We start from the raw sequence: 12,403 nt of genomic DNA, 5'->3' as shown, positions 1-12,403 counted from the left end.
TAATGTGACGATTCGTCAAAAACGACGGGTCGTCATTTTTTTATAATTCTAATCATCCTTTACGGAAATGACGGCCTGATTCAAGCAGGAATCAGGTATGACAGAACTCACCAAAGCCGAACAGAAGCGCCTCGCCCGCGAAGAAGAGTTACTCGATCTGGCCATCGATATTCTCGCTGAGCAGGGCCTTAATTCGCTGACACTGGAAAAACTCACTGCCCGCTCGCCGTATTCCAAAGGTACTATTTATAACCATTTCTGCAGTAAAGAAGATTGTGTCAGCGCCCTGTGTTGCCGGGCAATGTCCTCTATGTTGGCCTTATTTGCCCTGGCCTTTCGTTTTGAAGGTGAGTTACGCGAACAGGCACTGGCGCTGCATTTTGCCCATCAATTATATTCTCAGATAAACCCAACTCTGTTTCAGGTTGTGCTGGTGGGAAAAGCTCCCGGAGTGCGGGAAAACACCTCCGATAAGCGTAACGCTGTGCTGGATGAGCTGGAGGAGCGGGTGAATAACGCCAGTGATTCAATGTTTCGCCAGGCGCTGGAGCAGGGAAAAATCAGCCGCCCTGTTACGGTGGAAACCCTGACCTTTGCCAGTTGGGCAATGTCGTTTGGTAGCCTGGCGCTGGCGCATTCTGCCGCTGATGCCACGGCTATTTCACGTTTAGAGTCCTCGTCGTTACTGCTCAATAATATCAGTTTGTTATTAGATGGGATGGGATGGCAGCCGCTGTCTTATGAATGGGATTACAACGCCAGCTGGCAGCGCATTGCTCAGCACTTTCAACAATTAACCGGCCATCAGCCAACAATTAACCAGCCATCAGAAAATTAAAGAACCCACTGATTTTCAGGAGGAATACTCATGAAACAACTCTGGCTGAATGCCATCATCCGTCATCCCTGGCTGACCATTTTAATGGTGCTGCTATTAGGTGTTGCTGCGACTTTGGGGGCTAAAAACCTGCATTTTCGTGGTGATTATAAGGTGTTTTTTGAAAAGGATTTTCCACAGCTGGTTGCCTTTGAAGAAATGCAGCGGCTATTTAATAAAAATGACAATGTTTCCATCATTGTCGTGCCCAAAGAAGGCACGGTGTTTGCGGCCGACATGATGGCGCAAATCAAAGAGCTGACCGATGAAGCCTGGCAGATACCTTATTCAAACCGGGTTGATTCCATCAGTAATTATCAGCACACCTGGGCCGAAGAAGACGATTTAATTGTTGAAGATCTGATTCTTGAACTGGATATGATCAGCCCGCCAGTGCTTGATCGTGCACAGCAAGTATCGACGACTGAGCCGTTATTAGTTAACCGTCTGGTGTCTGAAAACGGTCAGGTAGCCGTGATAAATATCACTGTACAACTGCCGGACAAAGAAAATAACACGCTGGAAGTGATCGAAATTACTGAGTTCACCAAACAGCTGACCGAACAGTTTTCAGAGAAATACCAAACCGCCGATTTTTATCACACCGGCGTTATTCTGATGAATTACAGCTTTGCGACAGAAGCGCAAAAAGATCTGACCACACTGATTCCTTTGATGTTCCTGGCGATTATTCTGATGCTGGCGGTGTTACTGCGCAGCCTGCTTGGCATGTTGTCGACATTAGTGGTGATTTTATTAACCATTGCTTCCACTATGGGGCTGAGCGGCTGGCTGGGCTACTTTTTATCCACCGCCACCATTAATGTGCCCATTGTGGTGATGACATTAGCCGTGGCAGATTGTGTGCATATTGTTGCCTCGACTCAATTTGCAATGCGCCAGGGTAAATCACGCGAAGAGGCGGTTGCCTTTGCCATGGAGCTGAATTTAATGCCGGTCTTTATTACCAGCGCGACAACCGCCATTGGTTTTATTACCCTGATGTTTTCAGAGTCTCCGGTATTAGCCGACTTTGGTGAACTATGTGCGATTGGTGTGATGCTGGCGTTTGTCTTTTCGGTCACAATTTTACCGGCATTATTACGAATCTTACCGATTAAAGTGGCGGTGGCCCCGGAGCATCAGGGTGGCATGGAGAGGTTTGGAGATTGGGTGGTGAAACACCATAAAGCCTTATTGCCTGTTACCGGTGTGGTGATGTTTGGCTTTGCCGCACTGGTGCCACAAAACCAGTTAAATGATGAAGCCACCAAATATTTTGATCCATCCACAACCTTCCGTCAGTCGGTGGATAAACAGGAAGAATTAATTTCCGGCATGTCGAGCATTAACTGGGCGCTGTACAGTGATCAGAGCAATGGCATCAGTGATCCGGATTTTTTACAGACGGTTGAAGATTTCAGTAACTGGTTACGCCAGCAACCGGAAGTTGATCATGTCGCCACCATCTCCGATACCATCAAACGCCTGAATAAAAGCATGAATGCGGATGATGAATCTTACTATCGTCTGCCCGGCGAGCGTGAATTAACGGCGCAATATCTGCTGATGTATGAGATGTCGCTGCCCTATGGTCTGGATTTAAATAACCAGTTGAATATTGATAAGTCGTCCACGCAAATTGTCAGCACGCTGAAAAACCTCGGTAGCAAAGAATACGTTGAACTGGAACAGCGGGCATTACAATGGTTCGACACTCATGCACCGGATTACCGTCTGGCTGGCTCCGGGCCAACACTGATGTTTTCGCACATTGGTGAAACCAATATGAACAGTATGATTATCAGCATGGTGGTAGCGATGTTCCTGATCTCTGCCTTGTTGGTGTTTGCATTAAAATCGACCCGTTTAGGGGCAATCAGCCTGATTCCTAATGTGATGCCAGCGGCGGTTGGTTTTGGTGTCTGGGCTTTAATCTCCGGAGAAATTAATCTGGGGTTATCCATTGTGGTGTCGATGACACTGGGCATTATCGTTGATGATACCGTGCACTTTTTATCCAAATATCAACGCGCCCGGGTTGATGGCCGTGATACCGAAGCGGCGATTCGTTATGCCTTCTCCAGCGTTGGCCGTGCTCTGGTAATTACCACGCTGGTATTATGTGTTGGCTTCTCACTGCTGACGTTATCGGCATTCCGTATGAATGCTGATATGGGGCTGGCGACTGCGCTGATTATCTTTATTGCATTACTGGTGGATTTTCTGTTTTTACCGGCCTTTTTGTTGGTGGCCGATAAACGCGAACTATCTTCTGCAGCAAGCTCTTCTGAAACAAGCTCCGGCGAATCTATTTCTCATTCATAAGTTAATAATAAACAGGATACTGACCATGAAATTAATAAAACCACTGGCCAGCATGGCCTTGCTGATTATGACAGCCTCTGTGTCTCAGGCATTAGAACTTGCCGGAAAGTCCCCACAAGAGCAGGGTTATGCGATTGCGGCAGAGCGTAAGCAGCGTGATTTGGGTTGGCAGGACTCACAATCCAGTGTGATTATGACGTTGCGCAACTCTCAGGGAGAAGAAAGTATTCGCGAAATGCGCATCAAAAATCTGGAAATTAATGATGATGGTGATAAAGGCTTAACCATTTTTGATAAGCCCCGTGATGTTAAAGGCACGGCATTTCTGAGTTTCTCTCATATTAATACCGCAGATGATCAATGGTTGTATTTACCGGCGTTAAAGCGAGTAAAACGGATTGCATCACGTAACAAGTCAGGCCCTTTTATGGGCAGTGAATTTTCTTACGAAGATCTGAGTTCTTTTGAACTGGAGAAATATCAATTTACCTTCCTGGGTGAAGAAACCGTAAACGGCCTGGACTGTTATAAAATTGAACAGATCCCAACCGATAAATATTCCGGTTACACCCGTCAGGTTGTCTGGTTAGATAAAGCCGAGTTCCGGGCACAGAAAGTGGAGTTTTATGATCGTAAAAAGTCATTGTTAAAAACCTTAACCTTCAGTGATTATCAGCAATATTTGGATCAGTACTGGCGTCCGCTACTGATGTCGATGGTGAATCATCAGACTAAAAAAAGCACCGACCTGAAAACTCTGACGTTGGAATTTAAAACCGGATTAAAAGACTCCGACTTTAATAAAGCCACGCTGAAACGTGCACGTTAATCGTTTTTCAGCACCGATATTATAAAAAGTTACAGCAGTGAGCTTAGAGGAATGAGGTTGCAGAATGACATTAACGAATAAACTGTCGGCCTGGTTTATTCTGACATCCGTAGTCAGTACAGCGATGGCGGTGGATATCAGTGGTAATGTGGGCGCTGAGTGGCGTGAGTTTCCCAATGCCGGACAATACAATAATAACGACGTTGAACAGGCACGCCATCAGTTCAGCATCAGTGCTGAGCCTGAGTTTGCCTGGGAGACGGAAGATGGCAAACACCAGTTGGTGTTTAAAGCCTTTGGTCGTTTAGACAGTGAAGACGATGAACGCAGCCATGCGGATATTCGGGAAGCTTCCTGGTTGACGTATGGTGATGACTGGGAATTAAAAGCCGGTATCAGCAAAGTGTTCTGGGGCGTGACCGAATCTCAGCATCTGGTGGATATCGTCAACCAGACTGATTTTGTCGAAGCGCCGGATGGTGAAGAAAAGCTGGGGCAGCCAATGATAAAGCTGTCTCTGATACGGGATTGGGGCTTAATTGATGCCTTTATCCTGCCTGGCTTTCGTGAGCGTACCTTTGCCGGAGAAGACGGCCGTTTTCGTCTGCCTCTGGACATTGATACTGACGATGCTTTGTATCAGTCATCTGAGGAAGAGCAGCATATTGATGTGGCCCTTCGTTGGGCACACACCTTAGGTGATTACGATTTAGGTTTGTCTTATTTTAAAGGCACTAGTCGTGATCCTTTTTTTGTGCCCCAGTTGGATGAAACCTTCCAGCCCGACAGTCTGACACCCTTATATGTTCTGATAGATCAGGTGGGGTTTGACCTACAAGCCACGCTGGATTCCTGGTTATGGAAATTAGAAACCATTTACCGCAGTTTTGATGAAGATAAAATTGAATCAGATTACGGTAACCTGGGGGTTGAGGCCGAGAGCTTTACTGCTTTAACCGGAGGCTTTGAGTATACCTTTTATGATCTGGTAGAAACTGGCTGGGATCTGGGAGCGCTAACCGAATATCAGTACGACTCACGTGATGATGCCACTCAGGTGTTGGGTCAGAACGATGTATTTATGGGAGGGCGGTTGACGTTAAATGATGCTGAATCAACGGAAGTGTTGTTTGGTGTGAGTCAGGATCTGGATGACCAGGCCACTCGCAGTTTATTGCTGGAAGCCGAAACCCGGTTAGGTGACAGTATTAAGCTGAATGTTGAAGGCTTGTTGTTTCATTCAGCAACACCAGAGAACCTGAGTTACCGTTTTGTTCAGGACGATTATGTACAGGTTTCTCTGTATTATTACTACTAATAAACCCTACCCCCCTAAAAAAATTCCCCACGATATCGTGGGGAATTTTTTGTTCTGAAGTTACTGCTTTGGTTAAAAATACTACTCCGCCTGATGCTGCTTTAATCGCTGAGCAATGGCCGCAATCAGTGAACTATAAGCCTCTCCAGACGCTTCGTTAAATCCACCGGTTGGATCAAAAATATCACCCAGCTGATCGGCGATATCCGCAAGTTTAACTCCTTGTTGTAATAACCGACTACTTAACCGGGCAATGGCCGTTAAGCCGCTGTAATCCTGAGCATGAGTGGTATTGATCAGGATTTCATACGGCCGTTGTTGACCATCAGCCATCAACTGATCATTAATGGTGATAAAAGTGGTCTGTTGTTGGTTATAAATTTCATAGGTCTTTCCGTTTAATACCGCAGGGCGTGTTGGCATTTCCTGGTGCTGGCTAGCTGTTGGTTTCTCATCAGCTTGTTGATCGACCAGTTCAAACTTAACGATGCCATTGTTAATTTTAATCGTCATTCTGTTTCTCCTTAACCTAATCCGTCGCTTAAAGCTTGCCGTAATAGCCTTCTTTTAGTGCATCATACAAATTAGCTGCACTATGGATTTCACCTTCGTACTCAACCATGTCGTTACCTTTAACCTCAACCACGTCACCATTGTTTAAGGTAAAGCGATAGCGGGTATTTTCCAGATCTTCTTCTTTGACCAATACGCCCTGAAATACTTCCGGGTTAAAACGGAAGGTAGTGCAGCCTTTTAATCCTTGTTCATAGGCATAGCGATAAATGCCTTTAAAGTCTTCAAACGGGAAATCGGTAGGGACATTGGCGGTTTTTGAAATAGCCGAATCCACCCATTTTTGTGCGGCAGCCTGAATATTAACGTGCTGTTTCGGGGTCACACTGTCGGAGGTAATAAAATATTCCGGTAAGGTGTGTTGTTCGTCAAAAGGCATGGCGTTTGGGTTGACCAAAGCACGATAGGCCAATAATTCATAAGAAAAAACATCCACTTTTTCTTTGGTTTTACGACCCGGTTTAATAATGTTGCGGGCATAGTGATGAGCAAAGCTTGGCTCGATACCATTGCTGACGTTGTTGCCCAACGACAGACTGATGGTGCCGGTAGGGGCAATCGACATATGGTGAGTAAAGCGCGCCCCGGTTTTTGCCAGTTCATCAACCAGCTCGGGTGCCTGTTCCCGAATACGTTGCATATAACGGCTGTATTTAGCGTGTAATACTTTACCGGGCAAGGTATCACCGATCTGATAGCCATCTTTTTTTAACTCCGGGCGTTGTGCAAAATGTTCGGCTGTCAGGGTAAATATCTCTTCCATGACCGGCGCTGCCCCTTTTTCTTTTGCCAGCTCCAATGCCTGCTGCCAGCCAATTAGAGCCATTTGTCGGGTGACTTCTTCGGTAAAGCCCTGAGATTCTGCATCACCGTATTTCATGCCCAGCATGGTAATGGCCGAGCCTAAGCCCAGGTATCCCATACCATGGCGGCGTTTGCGTAATAACTCGTGTTCCTGAGCCGATAATGGTAAGCCATTAATATTCACCACATTGTCCAGCATTCGGGTAAAAATACTGACCACTTCTTTAAATAACGACCAGTTAAAAGAAGCTTCAGCTGTAAACGGATTATCAATAAAACGAGTCAGGTTAACCGAGCCTAATAAACAACCGCCATAAGCCGGTAGTGGCTGCTCACCACAAGAATTGGTGGCACGGATGTTTTCACAAAACCAGTTGTTGTTCATATCGTTAACCCGGTCAATCAGAATAAAACCGGGTTCGGCGTAGTCGTAAGTGGACGTCATAATCACATTCCACAGGGTTTTGGCCGAAATAGTACGGTAAATACGGCAGGCGACTTCACCATATTCGTTGTAAAAATAATCATCTTCCACAGGCCAGTATTTCCAGATGATATGTTGTGGGTCGGCCAGATCCAGCGGCTGACTTTGTTGTTCTTGTTGGCTGATCGGAAATACCAACGGCCATTCACTATCGCTGGCAACGGCATTCATAAATTCATCGGTAATCAATAACGACAAATTAAAATGGCGCAAGCGACCGTCTTCACGTTTGGCTTTAATAAACTCCAGCACATCCGGATGGCTGACATCCAGCGTGGCCATTTGTGCTCCCCGTTTACCACCGGCACAGGAAACATTGGCACACACCTTATCGAAAATATCCATAATCGCCAGTGGCCCGGCCGATTCGGCACCACTGCCGTGAACAAAGCTGCCCCGTGGCCGTAAGGTGGAAAATTCATAACCAATACCCGCACCGGATTTTAACGTCAGGCCCGCTTCCTGAACCTTGGCCAATACCTGGCTCATCGAATCTTCCAGATGATCGGATACCGTAGTATTCACCGTTGAGGCAGCGGCTTTATGTTGTGTCACTCCGGCATTGGCAATAATACGCCCGGCTGGAACAGCACCATGCTCCAGCGCCCAACGAAATTGTGGCAGCCATTGCTGCTGTAACTGCGGTGTTTTTTCTACTTCGGCAATAGCAAGGGCAACCCGCTCAAAGGTGTGTTGAATATCCGGCTCCAGAACCATTCCCTGTCTGTCTTTGAGGCAATATTTCTGTTCCCAGATATCGACCGAAGCATCTTGCAGCGGTACCTGATATTGGCCGGTTTTATTATTACGCTCAGTAATCGATGGTTCTGTTGAATTAATTAACACTTGATCATTCATAAGATGCTCCTGCTGGGAAATCCTGAAAAATTTTTGAATAACAACTGTGAGCACGATAAATGCCAATGTATTTTTATCGATTTTTATAATTTATTAATGCTATTTAATTAGAGGTAATGGATTGTTTTTCCAATTAAAAATGATTTTTTACTGGCATTTCATAAAAAATACTTAAAGTCAGAACTCTGGCGGCATTACTGAAACGGCAATTTTCCGGCAATCTTAAACCGCTTGCACAAGCGTATTCAGACTGATAAAAATCATCAGATTGGATAATAAAGGACGGCATTGTGGCTGAAGCGTTAAAAGACCAATATGGTCATGAAGTTATTCACTGGCTGGCGCAACAAATAAGAAACATTGATGCCGGTTTTCCAGCTGAATCATTTATTCAGCAGGCGATTGTAGGGTTTGATGAACTGGAATTGATGCCACGTGGCAAACATCTTGCTGTGGTTTTATCTAACTATTTGCCAGACGATTATCCACAGGCGGTGGATATTCTGGTGCGCTCCATGGGACCTAAACTAACGGATAGCCGCAGTTTTGGTATGTCGTCTTTTTATTATTTACCGCATAGCTTTTATATCAGTGAATACGGTCTGGAATACCCTCAGGAATCCATGGCAGCGATGTATCAGTTAACCCAGCGTTTTACCGCAGAGTTCTGTATCCGGCCGTTTCTGCTGAAGTATCCGGAGTTAATTCTGGCGCAATTAAAAGACTGGCTATCAGACCCTAGTGAACATGTACGTCGTTTGATTTCAGAAGGCACACGACCACGACTGCCCTGGGGCATCGCACTAAAACCCTTTAAACAAGATCCGTTGGCGGTTCTGGCCTTGCTGGAATGCCTCAAAGACGATAGCTCACTGTATGTTCGCCGCTCAGTTGCCAATAACCTCAATGACATTGGTAAAGACAACCTGGCCCTGTTATGTGACACCTGTAGCCGCTGGTTGGAAGGAGCGGATAACCGTTTAGAAGAAGCGGATAACAATCGACGCTGGCTGGTGAATCATGCGTTACGCTCTGCGATTAAACGGGCAGAGCCTCAGGCGCTGGCGGTATTAGGGTACGGCCCGGATATTGAGGTAGATATTCAGGTTGTGGATATTTCGCCACAGAAGGCAGTACAGGGAGATTCACTAACGCTGACGTTCCGGGTTAGCAATCTGAAATCAGAGCCACAACCTTTATTGGTGGATTGTGCAATTGATTATGTGAAAGCTAATGGCCAAACCCGGGCTAAGGTTTTTAAATTAAAAACCGTGGTGCTGGAGGCACAACAATCTCAGGAGTTTTCTAAAAAAGTCTCGCTAAAAAACATGAGTACCCGGAAACATTATTCCGGCCATCATAGCGTGCGGGCATTATTAAATGGGGTGAGTTATCACTTAGGTGGGTTTGATTTAACGGTTGATTAAATCGCTGAAATAACCAGACAAGCGGCTGTATTGACAGCCGCTTGTTCTTGATATCAGTTTTGGTCTTAGCTTTTTAATTGATCCGCAACTGGCAGTTCACGAATACGTTTACCACAGGCAGCATAAATTGCATTACATAATGCTGGCGCATAAACCGGGGTGGCCGGTTCACCAACACCAGCTGGCGGCTCATCACTTTCGATAATAGCCACTTCAACCTCTAACGGTACATCGGTAATCCGTGGCACCTGATAATCGTGGAAGTTACTTTGTTGCACACGGCCATCTTTAAAGGTGATACCACCACTCATAGCATTGGTAATACCATAAATGGAACCCCCCTGAGTCTGGTTAATTACAGTGTCGGTATTCACAACGGTACCTGCATCAATGGAAACCCAGGATTTAATAATCTTCAGGTCGCCTTTGTCAGATACTTCTACCTCGACCACGGTGGCAATATAGGTTAAGAAGCTACGATGAGCGGCAATACCTAAGCCACGACCTTTGGGCAACTTACGTCCCCAGCCAGAGATTTCCGCCACTTTTTCCACCGCTTTGCGTAAGCGTGCGGTATCCAGTGGGTAAACGGATTTATCACTCCAGTAGTTCAGGTATTCTGCCCCCTGAGTCGTAACGTCGATAATCCGGTCCGGGCCAATGGCTTTTAATAAATAGTCTTTAGGATCTTGTCCGGCTTTATGGGCTAATTCGTTAATAAACGATTGCACCGCAAAAGCGTGGAAATTATTTGATACCGAACGCATCCAGCCAATGCGGGTCATGGCCGGTGCTTCACCACGTTCCAGTTTTAAGTTCGGTGTATGAATCGGGTTATCGGTAAAACCTAAATCCATCTCAAAACTCATTGGTGCTTTAGCGCCAGCGGCAAAGGTGGAGGCAATTGGGCTGAACGCCGTGCGGTGCAAATAAGCTTCTACATCGCCGTTGTCGCTGAGCGAGGCTTCTACGTGCTGCGCGGATACCGCGTGGTAATAGCTGTGCTGGATATCGTCTTCACGAGTCCATTGCACACGAATTGGCAGGCCACTTTTCATCGATAAAAACGCCGCTTCGGCGGAGAAATCCGGTTTGGATTTACGGCCAAACGCGCCGCCTAATAAGGTGACGTTAACGTTAATTTTCGACTTATCCATGCCCACCATGGCTGCCACAATATCCATATCGGCTTGTGGGTTTTGTGTCGCCGACCAGACATCAACCCGATCCGGATAATACATGGCCGTGGCACAAGGTGGCTCCATCGGCGCTTGTGTCAGGTGTGGCATATAATAATCAGCTTTATGCACGTCTTTGGCTTTGGCTAACACGCTGCTGGCATCGCCCACTTCACGCACGTGTGCCTGAGGCTGATTAACGGTTTTTAATAAATCCTGTTTAAACTGATCAGACTGGTAAGCTTGGTTAGCGCCATCATCCCATTGTATGGTTAACGCTTTACGGCCCTGCAGGGCGGCCCAGGTATTTTCTGCAATAACGGCTACACCACCTTTGGGCAAAAACATGGGTGCACCTTCCGGTGTTGGCAGGGTAATTACAGCAATCACCCCCGGCACTTTACGGGCCGCTTTGTCATCCAGTGTTTTGATTTTGCCACCCACAACCGGAGGGCGTTCAATCACTGCCACTTTGGCTTCTGGCATAGCGGTATGTGAGTCACGAACGTCAGCGGCGTAATGCGCCTTACCGGTAACAATATCGTGCAGATCCACATGTGCCATGCCGGTATTGATGTAACGCCATTCGCTGCGTTTTTTCAGTGTCAGGCTATCGGCAGCTGGTGGTGTGATAGCAACCGCTTGTTCGGCTAATTCAGCAAACGACAGGGTTTTGCCCGAGCTGTGAATCACCTGACCTTGTTCTGCGTTACAGCTGGCGGCGTCTACACCCCAGTGTTTGGCTGCTGCCTGTTCCAGCATGTAACGTACGCTGGCACCCATTTCCCGCAGACGTTGCAGATTAAAACGAATACTGCGCGAACCATCGGTATTCTGGTCGCCATACGCCGGATCCCCTTTGGCCTGGATAACAACCACACTGTCCCAGGCGGCTTCCATTTCATCAGCAACAATCTGAGCTAATGCAGTACGCACATGCTGGCCCATTTCTGAACGGTGACAGGTAATTTCTACTTTGCCATCGGGGCGCAGGGCAACAAATAAATTGGCTGCTTTTGCATCGGCTGCTGAGGCACTTAACACACCTGCCTGAACCCGTGGTGCAGCGCCCATAAAATGGCTACCAACAATCAGTGCTGCAGTGGTGGATAGGCTGGATTTCAGAAACTGACGACGGTTTAAATCAAAAAAGCGGCTCATGCGGCACCTCCTTCTTTGCTATTGGTCATCTGAGAAGGGCTGCTGGCCATCTGAGCCGGATCAAAGGTTTGTACACCACCTGCGGCGGCAATATTCTTTGCGGCGGATTTAATGGCTTTATGAATACGTGGGTAAGTACCACAACGACAGATATTTCCCGCCATGGCCGAAACAATTTCATCGTCGTTGGGCGTTGGGTTGCTGTCCAGCAGACTGGCAGCCTGCATAATCTGGCCACACTGGCAAAAACCACACTGAGGCACCTGATGCTCAACCCAGGCTTGCTGTAGCGGGTGATCGCCGTCTTTGCTTAAGCCTTCGATGGTGGTGATGCTGCTGCCACTCACATCACCCAAGGGTAAAATACAGGCACGTTGAGCATTGCCATCCACATGAATGGTGCAGGCGCCACACAACGCCATGCCACAGCCGTACTTGGTGCCGGTCAGGTTGAGTTCATCGCGTAAATACCACAGCAGTGGTGTGCTTGGATCGCCGTCAAAACGGCGCTCCTTGCCATTAATCGTCAGCTTGATCATGGTTCTTACCTCAGCAGGAAATCTCGG

The 12,403-nt window shown here is 47.0% G+C and carries 9 protein-coding genes; 5 read left to right on the top strand and 4 right to left on the bottom strand.

The annotated features are described in order from the left end of the window. Positions 1 to 97: 97 nt before the first annotated feature. The 4 genes from ACO05E_RS02715 to ACO05E_RS02700 all read left to right on the top strand — a co-directional run bounded on the left by ACO05E_RS02715 (position 98) and on the right by ACO05E_RS02700 (position 5,352). On the top strand, positions 98 to 838 hold the full coding sequence (locus ACO05E_RS02715; protein WP_419811465.1) for a TetR/AcrR family transcriptional regulator: 741 nt from the start codon (positions 98 to 100) through the stop codon (positions 836 to 838). Between the two features lie 30 nt (positions 839 to 868). Beyond that, positions 869 to 3,205 (top strand): efflux RND transporter permease subunit, encoded by a 2,337-nt coding sequence (locus ACO05E_RS02710; RefSeq protein WP_419811464.1) that lies wholly within the window; start codon positions 869 to 871, stop codon positions 3,203 to 3,205. A 25-nt stretch (positions 3,206 to 3,230) separates the two neighbouring features. Next, the gene (locus tag ACO05E_RS02705; protein ID WP_419811463.1) at positions 3,231 to 4,034 is read left to right on the top strand and encodes an outer membrane lipoprotein-sorting protein; all 804 of its coding nucleotides are present in this window, start codon (positions 3,231 to 3,233) and stop codon (positions 4,032 to 4,034) included. A gap of 64 nt (positions 4,035 to 4,098) precedes the next feature. After that, positions 4,099 to 5,352: a hypothetical protein gene (locus tag ACO05E_RS02700; RefSeq protein ID WP_419811462.1), complete on the top strand. Its 1,254-nt coding sequence runs from the start codon at positions 4,099 to 4,101 to the stop codon at positions 5,350 to 5,352. An 81-nt stretch (positions 5,353 to 5,433) separates the two neighbouring features. Here ACO05E_RS02700 and ACO05E_RS02695 read toward each other — a convergent pair whose 3' ends face one another. Together ACO05E_RS02695 and ACO05E_RS02690 are read right to left on the bottom strand one after the other, a co-directional pair. Then, positions 5,434 to 5,865, bottom strand: coding sequence for a hypothetical protein (locus ACO05E_RS02695; RefSeq protein WP_419811461.1), 432 nt, complete (start codon positions 5,863 to 5,865; stop codon positions 5,434 to 5,436). A 28-nt stretch (positions 5,866 to 5,893) separates the two neighbouring features. After that, positions 5,894 to 8,071, bottom strand: a complete 2,178-nt coding sequence (locus tag ACO05E_RS02690) for an adenosylcobalamin-dependent ribonucleoside-diphosphate reductase (RefSeq protein ID WP_419811460.1) — start codon at positions 8,069 to 8,071, stop codon at positions 5,894 to 5,896. A 290-nt stretch (positions 8,072 to 8,361) separates the two neighbouring features. Between ACO05E_RS02690 and ACO05E_RS02685 the strand changes: the two genes are divergently transcribed. Next, positions 8,362 to 9,498 carry a hypothetical protein gene (locus ACO05E_RS02685; protein WP_419811459.1) on the top strand — a complete coding sequence of 379 codons (1,137 nt, stop codon included), beginning with the start codon at positions 8,362 to 8,364 and terminating at the stop codon, positions 9,496 to 9,498. Positions 9,499 to 9,563: 65 nt separating this feature from the next. Here the strand turns inward: ACO05E_RS02685 and ACO05E_RS02680 are convergent, their stop codons facing one another. Then, positions 9,564 to 11,837: a molybdopterin cofactor-binding domain-containing protein gene (locus ACO05E_RS02680; protein ID WP_419811458.1), complete on the bottom strand. Its 2,274-nt coding sequence runs from the start codon at positions 11,835 to 11,837 to the stop codon at positions 9,564 to 9,566. Beyond that, on the bottom strand, positions 11,834 to 12,376 hold the full coding sequence (locus tag ACO05E_RS02675) for a (2Fe-2S)-binding protein (RefSeq protein WP_419811457.1): 543 nt from the start codon (positions 12,374 to 12,376) through the stop codon (positions 11,834 to 11,836). The genes ACO05E_RS02680 and ACO05E_RS02675 overlap by 4 nt, the downstream gene beginning before the upstream one ends. Positions 12,377 to 12,403 lie beyond the last annotated feature (27 nt).

The sequence above is a fragment of the Bacterioplanoides sp. genome (assembly GCF_965226395.1).
Lineage (GTDB): Bacteria > Pseudomonadota > Gammaproteobacteria > Pseudomonadales > Oceanobacteraceae > Bacterioplanoides.
The sequence above is the reverse complement of the archived record's forward strand: the minus strand, read 5'-3'. Positions and strand labels throughout refer to the sequence as shown.

Coding starts and splice junctions, on each gene's coding strand:
- ACO05E_RS02710 (WP_419811464.1), top strand. CDS start 869: ATGAAACAACTCTGGCTGAATGCCATCATCCGTCATCCCTGGCTGACC.
- ACO05E_RS02700 (WP_419811462.1), top strand. CDS start 4,099: ATGACATTAACGAATAAACTGTCGGCCTGGTTTATTCTGACATCCGTA.
- ACO05E_RS02705 (WP_419811463.1), top strand. CDS start 3,231: ATGAAATTAATAAAACCACTGGCCAGCATGGCCTTGCTGATTATGACA.
- ACO05E_RS02715 (WP_419811465.1), top strand. CDS start 98: ATGACAGAACTCACCAAAGCCGAACAGAAGCGCCTCGCCCGCGAAGAA.
- ACO05E_RS02695 (WP_419811461.1), bottom strand. CDS start 5,865: ATGACGATTAAAATTAACAATGGCATCGTTAAGTTTGAACTGGTCGAT.
- ACO05E_RS02675 (WP_419811457.1), bottom strand. CDS start 12,376: ATGATCAAGCTGACGATTAATGGCAAGGAGCGCCGTTTTGACGGCGAT.
- ACO05E_RS02690 (WP_419811460.1), bottom strand. CDS start 8,071: ATGAATGATCAAGTGTTAATTAATTCAACAGAACCATCGATTACTGAG.
- ACO05E_RS02680 (WP_419811458.1), bottom strand. CDS start 11,837: ATGAGCCGCTTTTTTGATTTAAACCGTCGTCAGTTTCTGAAATCCAGC.